The organism is Bacteroides sp. 1_1_14 (assembly GCF_000162515.1).
Lineage (GTDB): Bacteria > Bacteroidota > Bacteroidia > Bacteroidales > Bacteroidaceae > Bacteroides > Bacteroides thetaiotaomicron.
The window spans coordinates 393443-409753 of the sequence record NZ_GG774705.1 but is presented as its reverse complement, the minus strand read 5'-3'; the positions used below and the strand labels follow the sequence as shown (position 1 = coordinate 409753).

11 protein-coding genes and 2 tRNA genes are annotated in these 16311 nt (G+C 39.8%); 5 read left to right on the top strand and 8 right to left on the bottom strand.

Features of this window, described 5'->3' with window-relative positions:
* Nucleotides 1-8 precede the first annotated feature (8 nt).
* From HMPREF9007_RS13290 to HMPREF9007_RS13315, 6 genes are read right to left on the bottom strand one after another with little or no spacing between them, the layout of a single operon-like run.
* On the bottom strand, nt 9-2324 hold the full coding sequence (locus tag HMPREF9007_RS13290; RefSeq protein WP_008761531.1) for an ABC transporter permease: 2316 nt from the start codon (nt 2322-2324) through the stop codon (nt 9-11).
* 15 nt (nt 2325-2339) lie between these two features.
* A complete protein-coding gene (locus HMPREF9007_RS13295) occupies nt 2340-4685 on the bottom strand; it encodes an FtsX-like permease family protein (protein WP_008761530.1) in 2346 nt (781 codons plus the stop codon).
* 17 nt (nt 4686-4702) lie between these two features.
* On the bottom strand, nt 4703-5377 hold the full coding sequence (locus HMPREF9007_RS13300; protein ID WP_008761529.1) for an ABC transporter ATP-binding protein: 675 nt from the start codon (nt 5375-5377) through the stop codon (nt 4703-4705).
* Nucleotides 5378-5426: 49 nt separating this feature from the next.
* Complete coding sequence (locus HMPREF9007_RS13305; protein ID WP_008761528.1) at nt 5427-7802, bottom strand: ABC transporter permease; 2376 nt, start codon at nt 7800-7802, stop codon at nt 5427-5429.
* 14 nt (nt 7803-7816) lie between these two features.
* Complete coding sequence (locus HMPREF9007_RS13310; RefSeq protein ID WP_008761527.1) at nt 7817-9067, bottom strand: HlyD family efflux transporter periplasmic adaptor subunit; 1251 nt, start codon at nt 9065-9067, stop codon at nt 7817-7819.
* Nucleotides 9068-9116: 49 nt separating this feature from the next.
* Nucleotides 9117-10589, bottom strand: a complete 1473-nt coding sequence (locus tag HMPREF9007_RS13315) for a TolC family protein (RefSeq protein ID WP_008761526.1) — start codon at nt 10587-10589, stop codon at nt 9117-9119.
* A gap of 214 nt (nt 10590-10803) precedes the next feature.
* Here HMPREF9007_RS13315 and HMPREF9007_RS13320 point away from each other — a divergent pair, with 214 nt between their 5' ends.
* Nucleotides 10804-12180, top strand: a complete 1377-nt coding sequence (locus HMPREF9007_RS13320; protein WP_008761525.1) for a sigma-54 dependent transcriptional regulator — start codon at nt 10804-10806, stop codon at nt 12178-12180.
* Nucleotides 12177-13454, top strand: a complete 1278-nt coding sequence (locus tag HMPREF9007_RS13325; RefSeq protein WP_008761524.1) for an ATP-binding protein — start codon at nt 12177-12179, stop codon at nt 13452-13454. Before HMPREF9007_RS13320 ends, HMPREF9007_RS13325 begins: the two co-directional genes overlap by 4 nt.
* Nucleotides 13455-14081: 627 nt before the next feature.
* On the opposite strand, the gene HMPREF9007_RS13330 is transcribed toward HMPREF9007_RS13325, so the two are convergent.
* A complete protein-coding gene (locus tag HMPREF9007_RS13330; protein ID WP_008761523.1) occupies nt 14082-14276 on the bottom strand; it encodes a hypothetical protein in 195 nt (64 codons plus the stop codon).
* 147 nt (nt 14277-14423) lie between these two features.
* Here HMPREF9007_RS13330 and HMPREF9007_RS13335 point away from each other — a divergent pair, with 147 nt between their 5' ends.
* From HMPREF9007_RS13335 to HMPREF9007_RS13345, 3 genes are all read left to right on the top strand, one after another.
* A complete protein-coding gene (locus tag HMPREF9007_RS13335) occupies nt 14424-15161 on the top strand; it encodes a class I SAM-dependent methyltransferase (RefSeq protein WP_008761522.1) in 738 nt (245 codons plus the stop codon).
* A 126-nt stretch (nt 15162-15287) separates the two neighbouring features.
* Nucleotides 15288-15362: transfer RNA gene (locus HMPREF9007_RS13340), tRNA-Pro, on the top strand.
* A gap of 34 nt (nt 15363-15396) precedes the next feature.
* A tRNA-Pro gene (locus tag HMPREF9007_RS13345) sits at nt 15397-15471 on the top strand.
* 49 nt (nt 15472-15520) lie between these two features.
* Here the strand turns inward: HMPREF9007_RS13345 and HMPREF9007_RS13350 are convergent.
* A complete protein-coding gene (locus HMPREF9007_RS13350; protein WP_008761521.1) occupies nt 15521-16234 on the bottom strand; it encodes a methyltransferase in 714 nt (237 codons plus the stop codon).
* Nucleotides 16235-16311 lie beyond the last annotated feature (77 nt).

The following is a 16311-nucleotide window of genomic DNA, read 5'->3' as shown; positions in this document are numbered from 1 at the left end:
TTATTATTTTATTCACTCTTAATTACCTCTGCCGGATTCTGTCGGGCAGCTCTCCAAACTCTCCAGATAATACTTATAAAAATAATAAGAAGCATTGCTACAAATATTCCTGCATATATCCAGATGTTTATCGAAGTCTGTTTTACATATCCTTCAAGCCAGTGCTTCATAATGGCATATCCTAATGGAAAAGCGATGAATGACGCAACGATAAGCAGAAGCAAATACTCTTTAAAGAATAAGTTCAAAATAACTTTAACACTTGCACCGTTTACCTTCCGAATGGCAATCTCCTTTCGACGCTGTTCGCATGATAAAGTCACTAAGGAGAATATGCCAAATACGGCAATCACGATGCAGATAAGAGAAACAACACTCAGTAACTTGCTTAATGTATCTTCTGACTTCATATAATCATTGTAAGCCTCTTCCATATTAATCAAATCTAATATCGCATCAGGATTGACTTTATGTACTTCTTCTTGCAGGTTCTGTGATACCTTATTCCATGTACCTTCCTTTACTTTGAAAATTAGATGCCCCCTATCATTATTCTTTTGTAAAGAGAACATTGCCGGAGACACTGGATGTATGGGAGCATTATAATATATATCTTTGATAACACCCTTTACCCTATATTCTCCGTTTATCTCTTTTCCTATCGGTGCATTCCACCCGAAAGCTTTGACAGCAGCCTCATTAATGACAACAGCTCCTTTTTCATCTTTATCATCCAGCATACTACCCTCTAAAACTTCAATATGGAAGAAGTCGGCAAAATTCTGATTAATAGTTTCATCTTCCATATTAAAAGTTTGTTGTTCATCTGACTTTCCTTCCCAATCGCTCACTCTAAAAGTAGAATACAAAAACTTTGGAATAGGGGTATAAAACTCTTCCATATGTTCCACTATATCAGGGGTCTGTTTTACTATTTGTGCTAAAGTAGCTTTCTCACAACCCGAAGCATAAACTATCACTCCCACATTATGACGTTCCAATCCGAGTTCCCTTGAATTTAGTAGAAAGTTTAGTTGCTTCATCATGACTAAAGTACAGAAGATAAAGCTTAGACTAACAAATAATTGAAACAAAATACTGCCCTTATAAAACCAACCGGAAAGATGAAGATTAGACTTATGCCTGATATTTTCAAGCAAAGCCTGTTTGTTGATATAGTATATAAGTATAGTAGCGACACCTACTGTTAGTATGATCAAAGACAATATGTAAACAAGTACTTCGTTATAAAAAAATGAAGTATTCTCACTTATTTGCGATAGCGATATAAAAATGGGCAGAATTAATTCCATTAACATAATCCCTATTCCAGATGATATCAGAAGTAACAAAATCAATTCTGAAAGAAGTAATAATAGCAAACTAGTATTAGAAGATCCATTCACTTTTCGTAAAGCCAATTCACGCTTGCGCATCCGAATGCGAGTTACTAGCATCGTTAAGTAGTTACACAGTCCACAAATAATAACCAAAGCGCCAATACAAGCAAAAAGACGAACATGATTCAATTTGACATTAACATCTTCTCTTGGATGAGTACTCCGCAATGTTGACAATAGAGCAATAGGAGTCGTTATTAATTGTTTATGTGAGTCTTGTTGGATTTCATACTCAGTTAGCCTCTTCTCCAATGCTTTCACATCACTATTCGGATACATACGGAAAAGAGTATTGCACTGCTGTCTACCCCAATTCGGATCTTCATCTTTGTAGGGCAATAAGATGTCAAAAGGATACAAAGAGTGTCCTTCCCATGATTTCACCACTGCAACTATCATCATTTCTGTATTTCCTCTATTAGGAAATAGTAAGCTTTTGCCAATGGGGGATTCTTTTCCGAATATCTGTTTAGCTATTTTATCTGTAATAGCGATCTGTTTATCGCCCAGTTGCAAACGATTGTCCCCGTCTATCACTGTGATATTAAATACCGAAATAAAGTTGGAATCAACTTCCAACTGCCATGTATGATATATATTCTTCTCGTATTCAATAGGTTTTATACCCTCTTTAGATAAATGACAAGCTTTTTCCACCTCTGGACAATTCTTCATCATATAGTCAGCCAATAAACCTGATGAATAGTAGGAAAAGCCGTCCCCCTGCAATTCAAACTTGTTACCTGCCAAGTAGATGCGCTCCGCCCCTTCATGAAACGTATCGTATGTCATTTCATAACGTATCCATAGGGCAGACAATGCAAAACAGGTGAAACCAATTGCCAAGCCGACTATACTTACAATACTCTGCGTCTTGTACTTGATCAGATTGCGAAAAGCTATTTTTAAATAATGATATATCATGACATTGTGTTTATGTTATTCACTCTTGATAATTTCTGCCGGATTCTGCCGGGCAGCTTTCCATACTCTCCAAATGATGCTAAGCAAAAGAATAATAGCTATCACAACAAAGATACTTATATATACCCAGCCATCTATCGATGTTTGTCTCACGTAGCTGTCGATCCATCTCCTCATTACAACATATTCTGTGGGGAATGCAATAACGGCAGCTATGATCAATAACAATAAATATTCCTGGAAGAACATCTGCAGGATATGATGGATTTGCGCTCCGTTCACCTTACGTATAGCAATCTCTTTCTGACGCTGTTCACAAGACAGCGTTACCAATGAGAAAACTCCGAATACAGAAATAATGACGCAAACCAATGATACAAAACTCAATAATTTCATCAGTGCATCTTCGGAGCGGAGGTACTTGTTATATTCCTCTTCTTCATTAAACAATCGCATATACGCATTCGGAAATTCCTCTCTGTACAGTTTCTCTATGGTCGCACGGCATTCATTCCACGTGCCCTCTCTAAATTTAAACAGAATGCTGGCACGATTCAACAGATAATCTTGCGCTTTAGGATGCTGAAAAGCAATCAGTCCCGGTTCACTCGTAGGAGAACGATAGCTAAAGTTCCTGACTACTCCGACAACCTTATATAGGCTACGCTGACCATTATATTCATGATAGAAACTTTTGCCCAAAGCCCGTTTCCATCCAAATTTACGGCATGTATTTTCATCTATCACGACTTCATTTTCTTGATTCTTGTCCGATATAAACTCGCCTTCCAATAAATTCAATTTATAAAATTCAAAGAATTCTTCTTTAGCAGGCATCATACCAACAGTTAAAGGTTCTTCCACTGCTTTCGGCAAATCATCCCAGTTGTTTATTTCGACATACATCATCGGTCCTGTAGGAATAATCGGGAAATACGAAGGGGGCAAAGCCTCTGTCACCATGGGCAAAGCAGCTATCTTCGCCGACCATTGCTTAATATCACCATTCCATAAGGCTACATTACCGACATTATGGCGTTCCATTCCTAAGTCCGTATTTTTCAGAAAATAGAGTTGCTTCATCATAACAGCCGCACAGAAGATAAAAGCAAGACTGACAACTAACTGCATGATAATTCCTATCTTACGAAACAGATAAGGTCTGGTAGTTACCACATTCCCTTTTATCGCTTCCTGCAATGTCCGACGGCGAAAATAAGATAAAGGTATCTGTGCAAACAGGAAAGACAGAATAATTACAATCAAAAGATATGCAATGATCTCTCCATAATATACACTGGCCTCTATCTGTGTGAAGTTCAGGAAGCTGGACATACTCACCTCTATCATCAACAGTCCGCATAACAGGGCGATACATAGAATCAACGACAGTTCAATGGCAAACTGCACCGATAAAGATGTATTACTTGCACCATTTACTTTACGAAGCGCCATTTCACTACTACGCATGCAAAGCCGACTGATATAAAGCGTCAGGTAATTGAATAAGGAACAAATAATGACCAATCCGCCTGCTAAAGAGAAATAGAAAATATAACTGAAGGAGATAACTACCTCTACTTTAGAAACATAATCCGAATAACGCAAAGCCGAAATGGGCGTGATCAGAAGCTTCACAAGTTCGCTCTCTTTGGGAATATCCAAGATATCAATGTCTTCCATCTTCTTTTGAAAAGTATCCCTATCCACTCCTGCGCGAACACGGATAAACAGTTGTTCTCCCTTACTACTCCAGCGTGGATAGCGCCTTGCCGAACTCAATACACTATACGGTATATTGGAATGACGGGACCATCCGCTCACAATGGCGCCTATCTTACGGGGACGTCCGCTCAGTTCTACTTCTTTCCCCAAAGCATCCTCTTCACTGCCAAAAAGCTTTCGGGCAAACTCTTCCGTAATGGCGATTTCCGGATCATTTTCTTTCAGGAAGTTGACTGTTCCTTTCAGCAGCCGTATATTGAAAAAGTTCATGAAAACAGAATCTGCTGTAGCCATTACTACCTCCTGTTCATTATCTCCCATACGGAATTTCATATCCCGATATATGGAAGTGGAAGCAGTAGCTTCTATCTCCGGCATTTTCTCCTGTAAATAGTTTGCCAAAGGGTAAGGAGTAACATTGGATGTACTACCAGGGGAATCAGTATAATGCGCACGTACCATATAGATACGGTCGGCTCCGTTATGGAAAGTATCGTAAGTCATTTCATAACGAATCCATAAGACAGACAGCGCAAAACAAGTGAAACCAACAGCTAATCCAATGATACTGACAAGGCTCTGTGTCTTGTACTTTACCAAATTGCGAAAGGCTACTTTCAAATAGTGTTTAATCATGGTACTTTATGAATATATTACATACTGACTTCCGTTACTACCTGTCCGTCAAACAAATTAATGATACGGTCGGCATAACCGGCATCGTGCTGTGAATGTGTTACCATCACAATAGTGGTTCCTTCCTTATTTAGTTCACTCAATAGCCCCATCACTTCTTTACCGTTCTTTGAGTCCAGATTACCGGTAGGCTCATCGGCCAGGATCAACTTAGGATTGGCAACTACTGCACGGGCAATAGCAACACGCTGCTGCTGACCTCCGGAAAGTTGTTGCGGGAAGTGTTTGCTGCGATGTGTGATAGCCATTCGTTCCATAGCAGTCTCCACTCTCTTTTTACGTTCGGAAGCTGAGATACCCATGTAAAGCAAAGGCAATTCAATATTTTCATAAACATTCAATTCATCTATCAGATTGAAGCTTTGAAAGACAAAACCGATCACTCCTTTACGAAGGCTGGTACGCTGTGACTCTGTGTACTTGGAAACTTCTGTTCCATTGAGGTAATATTCCCCTCCTGTCGGATTGTCCAATAACCCAAGAATATTGAGCAATGTTGACTTTCCACAACCGGAAGGTCCCATAATGGCAACGAACTCTCCTTGTTTCACTTCGATACTTACGTTATTCAACGCCCAGGTTTCTACTTCTTCGGTCTTGAAAATCTTCTGTAAATTAATTGTCTTGATCATAATTGTATTATTTTTAAAATTATATAATAGTACTTGATGTTTTCATCTTTCATTGTCCTTTCAAAATAGTAGCCGGATTAATAGCAATAGCCTTTCTTACCTGATAAATCAAGGTTACTAATGAAATTAGTAAGACGATGATGGCTGCCAAAGCAAATAGCCACCAACTAATGTCGGTCCGGTAGGCATAGTTTTCCAGATAAACATTAATTCCCCAATAAGCTAAAGGGATAGCTATTACAAACGAAGCACCCAATATCAAAATGTACTGTCTTAAAAGTAAAGGCAGAATATCTTTCATCATAGCTCCATTCACTTTTCTAAGGGCAACTTCCCGATAACGTTGTTGGATATCGAACAATGAAAGTCCGAACAATCCCAATGAAGAAATCAAAATTCCCAGAAGTGCGAAAGAAGAATATATAATCGTAATTTGCCGGTCTTCCCGATACAAATTACTGATCTCATCTTGCACAAAAGCATACTCAAATGTTCCATCCATAGTTTCGTGATGAAGTTTATCCAAAAAGGCGATAGCTTCCTGTTGCTTGCCAGGAACGATGGCTGCCACGATAGGCACTTGATCGGAATAGGTTTTGCAATACATATACGCTATTGGTCCGATAGGTTTCGACAGGTGCCCGCAATAGAAATCTTCGATCACTCCAATGATTTGATAGGGCGAATTACTTTTCTGCGGCCATATCGGATTTTCTGTTTGAAGTTCAGCTTTGCTAAGAGTTTTAAATCCGAACAATGACATAGCTTTCCGGTTTAAAATCAATTTAGCATCTCCTTCCTGGTCTATACTATCATTCCATAAACGTCCTTCCAACAGTTTGAACCCGTAAAGTCTTGAAGTAGATTCTGTAGAAGGTATCAAAGCAACTGCTTTATAATCATTGTCCATTGGCTTTTTAAAATTAAAGCTGCTATTTTCAAGTTGGTATTCGTATGGAAGATAATTATATCCCCACGCAGTAAACAATGGAGAAGCATTCATTTGCTGATCTATCTGACTATAAGAAGTCTCTCTTCTACTCAAACTAGCTCTGAATTCCTCTTTAGTCGTAGGTGTTTTTCGATCGTAAATCTGGAACTCTGCTCTGATTATGTTATCCGTTGTATAGCCTGTCTCTGTATGCAACATTTCGTATAGCTGCCTGACAAAAAACAAAGACAAAACAATTAGTGTAAAGGTAATGACATACTGGACACTTAAATAGAGATATCGTACCACAGTGAGTTTATTTCCAATATATATACTTTGCAATGAACGGACGGGTGTAATATGTCGGTATCGTAAAAAAGGATAAATCACAGCAATCCCCGGTAACAAGAGAAGAAATAAGACAGATAACAGACCATCGAAGGCTATCTCTTTTTGTTGTGCCATTCCAAACTGTATTTCAATAAATCCTGTAGAGATTTCAATTAAAAACCAGGAAAGACATAATGCAATAGCTATGAGAAATAAATTCTCAATGTAGAGTTGTACGAACAAATGTATCGGAGTACTACCGAATATTTTCTTCAATCCGAACTCTTTTCCCCGCTTCAATAAAATCACAGTATAGAGGCTCATGAAGTTGAATATGCCGATTAACAACACAAGGATAGCAACTAAAGACAACCGCTGTAACTGTTTAGGACTTCCATGTAGTAACATATCATTGTATGAAACGACAGAAGAATCAAAATAGCTGTCATTTATAGATAGCAACTGATTTCGTATTTCTTTTTCAGTCCGGGGTTCTGTTTCGTATGCCGCATGACGTTGATTTATTGTGTTCAGATTTGCCCCCTGGCGGATAAGTACTACATTGACTGGAAAAGTAGCGACCCAGTCTTCTTGCAGTTTATCAGAAACCAAAAGATCAAAATGTATCGAACTTTTTCTATCTTGCATACTGATAACACCTGTCACAGTCAACGGATCACCTGTTGAATAAGTAATTTTCTCTCCGATAGGATTCCTGTCACCAAAAAGCTTATTGGCCAATATTTGCGTAATTATGACGTTTTGTGGATTATCATTTAAAGAAGCAATATTACCATAACGTACCGGAAATTTCATCACTTTCACAAAGTTGCTATCAGCAACAATGGTTTCTACATCGAAGCGTTCTTTGTCCAAGATAATCACATCCTTATTATACCATAAGACAGTAGAACTGCATTCTATATCCGGATCAGAGAAACCAGTTCCGGTAACAAAACGACTTCCGGGAGAACTTTTATCCTCCTGTATCTGAAAAGCTATTCTATCTCTATCCGGAATATAGCTGTCTACAGTAAGCTCCTGTTCCACATAACGGAATATAATAATGACACAAGCCATACTTAATGCCAATCCGATGATATTGATAATCGTATATATTTTAAACCTACATAAGGTCCGGATAGCTAACTGTATAATCTTCATAATATTGCGTGTTTTTATTTTAATATCAATTCCTCTGCATCGCCAAAGGTATCATATCCTGTCGTAATTACCCAATCTCCCGTCTGCAAACCTTCCGTAATTTCGTACTGCTGCGGATTCTGCCGCCCAATACTTAATGGTACACGGATTGCTTTTGTCTTCGAAGCATTCACTTTGTAAATCCATTGTCCTCCTGTAGACTGATAGAAATTACCCCGTGGAATAATAAGCGCCCGTTCCGGCTGACCTAATTCAATCTGTACACGGAAGCTTTTGCCGACTCTGACATTATCGGGCATATCGCCGGTAAAGACAAGATCGACATCAAACATACGGTCTTTTACTTCAGGGACGACTTTCGTTATTTTCAGCGGATATTTCTTTCCCTGATAATTGACGGTAGCAGGCAGTCCGGTAGTGATCCTGTCAATGTAATATTCGCTTAGCGAAGTATGTATCTTATACTGATCGAGTACCTTTATTTCGGCAATGCTTTCGCCGGAAGAAACCTGCTGCCCCGGAGTAACCCTGACAAAGCTTAGTTGCCCTTTTATAGGAGCCGTCACCACCAGGTTATTCAATCGCTCATGAGTACGTTCATATTTCTTGCGCTCCCGTTCACGGTCATTGCGAATCAGTTCTTTACGAATCATCGTAACAGCCGAATCATGTCGCAGGCTTTCTTGTTGCAATGCCGCGTTTTTTAGTTTGTAGTTATATTCATCTTCGGCTACTTGTAGTTGAGCCTTACTCTTTACTCCCATCTGAAACTCTTCCCGATCAAGGGCAATGCTCTTTTTCAGTCGTTCCAGTTCGTAATTATTCGTCAGAGCCTGTTGCTTCAGATTAAGACTTTTCTGTTCCATCTCAATCTCCTGTTCCTGATAGGTAATCATTTGCTTTTCCCATTCGTCACGCTGGTCTTCAATGCTGCGAAGCAGGTCTGGATTGGAAAGGACGATAATGGTATCCCCCTGATAGAGCAGACTCCCTTCCTCACCAACGATGCTTTCAACGCTTCCCGCTTCGCGGGTATTGATTTTGATAGTCAGTATAGGCTGAATCAGTCCCTCCACATCTACATATTCCATAAAATTATCCTCTTTCACTTCCGCTATCTGAATATTCTCGGCATCAATACGTAATTTTCGGGGGCCTAATGACAGAACAATTACATAAATCAGAAAGGCAGCAAACAAAAGTCCGCCTATCAGATAGTATCTGTACCGAATATACCAAGGTTTCTTTTCTAATTTTATATCCATGACTTTATCAGGTATTTTATATTTTTATTTATTACAGCTAAGTAAGTTGCTATTCTATCAGAAGATTGTAATCTTCGGTCAGCAGCGTGCTTCGTTCAAAATCGTAGAGTGTCATACTTCGAAGTGTGTAATATAAACTCCAGTAATTGTACAAAGCCGACACGTAATTACGGCGGGCACTATCTTTCTCGGCAATGGAAGCATTCAGATCGAGGATAGTGGATTTTCCCAGTATATAAAGTTTGCGGGCAACTTCATTTCTTCGTTGAGCCGTTTCATCTGTACGAGCAGCAATACGTACCCGTTGCGTTTGCAGATTAAATTGTTTCACCAGTTTGCGAACATTCAATTCAAAATCCGTCCGGTTTTGCTCCACTTGCGTATATACCAGATCACGATTGGAACGGGCTACCCGCACTTGTCCTTTCCCTCTTCCCCAATCTAAAATAGGAAGAGCGATACTCAGACTTACATATTGCTGGTCTAACAGATTTCGATAAGCATCCGGCAGCTTTTCGGCAGTCTGCGTCAGTCCGAAACGGAGATAAATATCCGCTTTCAGTCCCGCATTGGCACGGGCTCTTGCCACAGCACTCTCACTTTCCAGTTTTCTTCGTTTCATCGCCTGTATGTCCGGACTGTTTTCGTATGCCAATGCCAATGCTTCATCCAGATTGACACTGAAATCCGGTACTTGCGAGTTGATACGCACACGAAGTTCCCGATCTTCCTGAATGCCCAGATAAGAACGAAGTTCCTGCATGCAATTATCCATTTCTATACGGGCATTCATACGATTTGTTTCTTCGGTCAGACGATTCAATTCTAACTGCAGCATTTCATTCTCTGTGATCGTGCCTATATTGTAGCGCCCCTGAGCGTAACGATAGAGCGTGTCGGCATTTGCATAATTGAAAGAAGCAATATCGTAATTACTTTGAGCGGTAGCCAAAGCGAAGAATTTATTAATTGCATTGGCAGAAACAAGTTCCAGTGTTTCCACATAACTTTTCTTGGCTTCCTGATAGCGTACCGGTTCTATACGTTTATCCCATTTCAGACTATTATAACCAAAAAGCGACTGGCGATATCCTATCATGACAGGAGAAGTTTGCCATGAGTATTTATGTTCGCTGAACAAGTCCATACGTTGCGCAGATGTTTCGAGAAAAAGGGAACCTCCGGTCCAGGGAATATTCTGCGACAGGTTCAAAGTCAGATCGGTATTCAACAGATTTTGCTCGACAAACTTAACGGAACCGTCCCCCATTGTAATCTTATTGATAGCACGATTCAAATTAGGATCAGATGACAAACTCAAAGATGGCAAATAGTTAGCCCGATAATATTTGTAGTTCCAGTAAGCCGAACGAAAACTATGTCGTGCAGTCTGTGCATCAGGTGATTCCAGACGGGCTATTTTCACCACCTGCTCCAACGACATCTCCATTGTTTGATTTTGAGCAGCCAGCAGTTCAGTCGACAGGATTCCGAGTGTTATATAGAGTATTTTCAGATTCATTCTTAGATTTATTTGTTATTTACTATTCAAAACTTGTGCCATTCTTATATTTCATTATAATTCAGCTATTTACATTTACCACACTATTACAAGCAGCGTGCAAATACGCACAAATTTAGTGCGCAATCGCACATACAACACATGATTATTATCCATATCTTTGCCCTTGCATTAAAACTTTAGGATAAGTAACGAATCATATACCCCATACCCTATGGATGAAGTCAACAAACTAGGAAAGATACTCATTGTAGATGATAACGAAGATGTGCTCTTTGCCCTCAATCTACTACTCGAACCCTATACGGAAAAGATAAAGGTAGCTACCACTCCCGACCGGATTGAGCATTTTATGACTACCTTTCAGCCCGATCTTATCTTATTAGATATGAACTTCAGCCGTGATGCAATTAGCGGTCAAGAAGGTTTTGAAAGTCTGAAGCAGATTTTGCAGATTGATCCGCAAGCTATTGTCATCTTCATGACTGCATATGCGGATACAGATAAAGCTGTACGGGCTATTAAAGCCGGTGCAACAGATTTTATCCCCAAACCTTGGGAGAAGGAGAAATTGCTGGCTACTCTCACCTCCGGTATGCGTCTGCGCCAATCTCAACGGGAGGTAAACATCTTAAAAGAGCAAGTAGAAGCACTCAGCGGACAAAGTTCTCCGGAAGGGGATATTATCGGAGAATCTCCGGTCATGCAGGAAGTATTCGCAACCATAAACAAACTTAGCAGTACAGATGCCAACATTCTGATTTTGGGAGAAAACGGAACGGGAAAAGACGTGATTGCCCGACTGTTATACCGCTGCTCTCCCCGATACGGCAAACCTTTTGTCACCATCGACCTGGGAAGTATCCCCGAACAACTTTTCGAAAGTGAACTGTTCGGATTTGAAAAAGGAGCTTTCACCGATGCTAAAAAGTCAAAAGCCGGACGGATGGAAGTTGCCACCAATGGTACTTTATTCCTTGATGAAATCGGCAATCTTTCGCTTCCCATGCAATCGAAGCTGCTCACTGCGATCGAAAAACGGCAGATCAGCCGCTTAGGAAGCACACAGGCCGTGCCTATTGATGTTCGTCTGATTTGCGCAACGAATGCGGATATTCGCCGTATGGTGGATGAAGGAAGTTTCCGTCAGGACTTACTATATCGTATTAATACAATTGAAATACATATCCCCCCGCTCCGCGAACGTGGGAATGATATCATTCTGCTTGCCGAATATTTTCTGGACCGTTATGCACGCAAATATAAAAAAGAAATGCGTGGCTTGACACGGGAAGCCAAAAATAAGTTGCTGAAATATACGTGGCCGGGCAATGTACGGGAGTTGCAACATACAATGGAACGTGTCGTAATATTGGGAGACGGTTCTTTGTTAAAACCCGAAAACTTCCAGTTCCACGTCACCCCCAAGCAAAAAAAGGAAGAAGAAATTGTTTTGAACCTTGAACAACTGGAACGGCAAACCATTGAAAAAGCAATGAAACTTAGTGAAGGGAATATCTCACGTGCTGCCGACTATTTAGGCATTACCCGCTTTGCCTTATATCGCAAACTTGAAAAACTAGGCTTATGAGACGATTTGCATTCAGAGTAATTTTACATATTTTACTGATAGTATTGTTTTCTATCGGCAGCTACCTGTTATTTCAAAAACAATTATGGTTCAGTACTACTATCTGCATTATATTGCTGATAATTACCGCCGTACATCTTTACCGTATGCAGTTCAAACAAATTGCCCTATTGCGACGACTGACAGACGGCCTCCGCTATAATGACATGATGCAAACTTTCCATCCACCTTTCAAAAACAAAATAATGAATGAATGGGCGGAAGAACTTTCGGATACTTTAAAAGATTTTCGGGGAAGATTGCTGGCAGAAGAGATCAAGCACCAATACTACGAGAACTTATTAAACAAAGTTGATACGGCAGTGCTTGTTGCCGATAAAGCCGGACATATAGAATGGATGAATCAGGCGGCCGTTACCCACTTAGGACAAATATCACAATTGCCGGAAACATTGCTGAAGGCTTCTGTTGCCCATGACACCCCCGTCATCCGTATCGAACAAAATAGCACTGTGCTGGAAATGGCCATATCACGCACTACATTTGCCACTCAAGGTAGAGAACAGCAGTTAATCAGTTTAAAAAACATTCATTCTGTATTGGAACGCAATGAAATGGAAGCCTGGCAAAAGCTGATACGCGTGCTGACTCATGAAATCATGAACTCTATCACACCAATCATTTCTCTTTCGGAAACATTAAGCGAGAGAGGAATCCCCAGTCAACTGGGAGAAAAAGAATATTCTGTTATGCTGCAAGCCATGCAGACCATTCACAGAAGAAGCAAAGGATTACTGGAATTTGTAGAGAACTATCGCCGGCTCACACGAATCCCTGCTCCTATTCGTACACAAATTTCTATTGCGGAATTATTCACGGATTTAAAGAAATTATTTCCGGAAGAAGAGTTTCAGTTTGAGATTCCCTCGCCCGAACTAAAATTAAATGTGGACCGAACACAAATAGAACAGATTCTTATCAACCTGCTGAAAAATGCCGGTGAAGCATGCAGTCGGAAATCAGATAAGAAGATTCAGGTAAAAGTAAAAAGACTTTCTGCCGGAAATACTACATTAACAATATCTGATAATGGAGAAGGTATTCTGCCCGATGTATTAGATAAAATATTTGTTCCTTTCTTTACCACCAAAACATCCGGTTCAGGTATCGGATTAAGTTTATGCAAGCAAATCATGACTTTGCATGAAGGAAGTATTAATGTTAAGTCGGAAGTAGGTAAAGGAAGCAGTTTTATCCTTACTTTTCCTAAATAAGAGCCTTTGATATTTGCATCTTGATGTGCTATTCTTAAGATTACGTCGAAAAATTATTGTACCAAAAGCAACAAACTAGAAAATAAACTGCATAAATAAATGCAATAATATGCGAAAACGCAGCCTGATATTGCATAAAACGGCATAATATATACATCTTTTCGTATGTACAAAACACTTATTGGTTTAAAAGGAACACCTCGTTGGTTTTAAACCAACGCTACCTTGCTCACCGAGGAACCTATTTTTCATTCATGGGAAAGAGATAAAAAGGCGATTCGGTGCTTATTTTCATCTGATTTATTAGAATTATAAGCAAGGTAAGAAGTAGCATAATGATTATCATTAAGCCATTCATCCAGCTTAATGATTAGTAACAAGGGAAAGAGCAGTTCAAGTCGATCAGTATATCAGACAATTAATAAAATTATGTACTTTCCTATTTAAAAATGCAGGCGTTTATTGATCCTTAGCTTATGACAGATGTAATTATAGCCCTTCCTGCCTGTTTAAATATTCTTTTTTTCAGAATGATCGTTTTTTCACTAAACGAATACTAATCTGAGTCCGGTATAGCCCGAATATTCATTAAGCCTGCCGATCGTCTACTTAAAGCAGAGGACTCAATCATCCTCTGCTACCCAAACTATTTGTATCAGGATTCAACTCCTTTACAGCATCTTTTACCGCTTTCTGGGTCGGTTTACGGTAAGTTTCCGCTTGTTGTACCGGAACAATCTCATTGACCATTCTTTCATATCCTTTTTGTTCTAACAAATGAACTTCCTTTTCATTCGTTTCTTTTTGTTTTTCCGTTTTCATATGGCTTTTTCATTTTTAGTTTTCTACTTTGAAAACAGAAAACAGCAAAAGATGGTTCATCCTATCTGATTTTATTTTCAGTTAATTCGTCCCAATAATCGCATAAATGCATATATTTGCCCATCTAATATGAACCTCATTGAAGTTATGAAAGAAAATAAATATGACGATGACCGCTTCTTCAGCCAATATGCTCAAATGTCACGCTCTGTAAAAGGATTGCAAGGTGCCGGAGAATGGCATATATTACAGAAAATGCTACCGGACTTTACAGACAAGAGAGTACTGGACTTAGGCTGCGGATTTGGCTGGCACTGTATCTATGCCATCGAACATGGTGCAAAGTGTGTTACAGGAATTGATATTTCCGGAAAGATGCTGGAAGAAGCTCAAAAAAGAAATTCTTCACCACTCATCGAATATAAATGTATGGCAATCGAGGATTTCGACTTTCAACCGGATACTTATGATATCGTAATCAGTTCCTTGACCTTTCATTATCTGGAATCTTTTATTAATATATGCCGTAAAGTCAACAGCTGCCTCACAGCAGGAGGTTCTTTTGTTTTTTCAGTAGAGCATCCGATATTCACAGCCTATGGTAATCAGGATTGGCATTACGACCTGGATGGAAAACGTGCTCACTGGCCTGTAGACCGCTACTTCAGTGAAGGCAAACGTACTGCTGTTTTTTTAGGAGAAGAAGTCGTGAAGTATCATAAGACTTTAACTACATATATTAATAGTCTTCTTCAGACCGGATTTGAAATTTGTGAATTGATAGAGCCCCAACCGAGTGAAATGATGCTGGATACTATTCCGGAAATGCAAGACGAACTTCGGCGTCCAATGATGCTTCTTATTTCTGTCAAGAAAAAAAGTTGACTTGCAAACAGATGAATTTCAGTCGATTGTAATTTAATCAATAAAAACATTCATTTAGTTATTGATAATTAAAAAATACTCCCTATCTTTGCACCGCTTTTGAAAAGAACAACCCTTTAAAAGTAGCGGGGTGTAGCGCAGTCCGGTTAGCGCACCTGCTTTGGGAGCAGGGGGTCGTGGGTTCGAATCCCGCTACCCCGACTACAAAGGAAAAGGGAGTTTGGTTAAAAGTTTTCGGGGTGTAGCGCAGTCCGGTTAGCGCACCTGCTTTGGGAGCAGGGGGTCGTGGGTTCGAATCCCGCTACCCCGACGAAAAAGGAGTTACATTAAGTAGCTCCTTTTTTATTTGTGCAAAAATATTATTTCAAATGCAAATAGTATTCACGGGTCAATGCTTTATACTCTTCACTATATTGATGACGGGCTACTTCAGTCAACAGTTCCTCAACAGTACATCCTCCATTATCAAAAGAAAAAGTAATTAAGGTCCGTTTTGGAGTTCCTCCCGGCTTGGTTATTACATTTAGCTGGCGAGTTGCATATAAATAATATTCGGAAGCTGCAGTCTTCACCCTGTCAGCCACGTCTGTCGGTATTACGATTGTAAAAGTACCTTCTTTCTTCAATAAATCAGCCACACCCTTCAGCAACTTTTCATAAGTCAGAGAATCGTTATGTCGCGCCATGCTTCTCTGTTGGTCCGGACAACTAAGTGAATCCACAAAGTAAGGAGGATTGGAAACGATCACATCAAATTTATCCGGAGACTGATAGGACAGAAAGTCTTGCTTCACCACTTCTATCCTATCCTTCCAGGGAGAACGGGCTACATTTTCCTTAGCCTGCACGGCAGCGGCTTCGTCTATTTCCAGCGCCACAATATTTGCATCCGGCAGACTACGTTGAGCCAGCATCAAAGCAACCAACCCCGTCCCGGTTCCAATATCTAAAATTCGATGTGCCCCTTGAACAGAAGCCCACGCCCCTAAAAGTACCCCATCCGTACCTACCTTCATGGCACATTTGTCATGCCATACTGTAAACTGCTTAAACTGAAAGAAAGGATTCGCCATTTTATTAGCCATCTAAACCTGTTTTTTATTGATCTTTGCTGAAAACCGTCAAAAATAAATAATTATTATGGAATAAA

Excerpts from the sequence above, each read along its gene's own strand:
- HMPREF9007_RS13330 (WP_008761523.1), bottom strand. The coding sequence starts at position 14,276 with ATGAAAACGGAAAAACAAAAAGAAACGAATGAAAAGGAAGTTCATTTG.
- HMPREF9007_RS13310 (WP_008761527.1), bottom strand. The coding sequence starts at position 9,067 with ATGGATATAAAATTAGAAAAGAAACCTTGGTATATTCGGTACAGATAC.
- HMPREF9007_RS13295 (WP_008761530.1), bottom strand. The coding sequence starts at position 4,685 with ATGATTAAACACTATTTGAAAGTAGCCTTTCGCAATTTGGTAAAGTAC.
- HMPREF9007_RS13305 (WP_008761528.1), bottom strand. The coding sequence starts at position 7,802 with ATGAAGATTATACAGTTAGCTATCCGGACCTTATGTAGGTTTAAAATA.
- HMPREF9007_RS13335 (WP_008761522.1), top strand. The coding sequence starts at position 14,424 with ATGAAAGAAAATAAATATGACGATGACCGCTTCTTCAGCCAATATGCT.
- HMPREF9007_RS13300 (WP_008761529.1), bottom strand. The coding sequence starts at position 5,377 with ATGATCAAGACAATTAATTTACAGAAGATTTTCAAGACCGAAGAAGTA.
- HMPREF9007_RS13325 (WP_008761524.1), top strand. The coding sequence starts at position 12,177 with ATGAGACGATTTGCATTCAGAGTAATTTTACATATTTTACTGATAGTA.
- HMPREF9007_RS13315 (WP_008761526.1), bottom strand. The coding sequence starts at position 10,589 with ATGAATCTGAAAATACTCTATATAACACTCGGAATCCTGTCGACTGAA.
- HMPREF9007_RS13290 (WP_008761531.1), bottom strand. The coding sequence starts at position 2,324 with ATGATATATCATTATTTAAAAATAGCTTTTCGCAATCTGATCAAGTAC.
- HMPREF9007_RS13320 (WP_008761525.1), top strand. The coding sequence starts at position 10,804 with ATGGATGAAGTCAACAAACTAGGAAAGATACTCATTGTAGATGATAAC.
- HMPREF9007_RS13350 (WP_008761521.1), bottom strand. The coding sequence starts at position 16,234 with ATGGCGAATCCTTTCTTTCAGTTTAAGCAGTTTACAGTATGGCATGAC.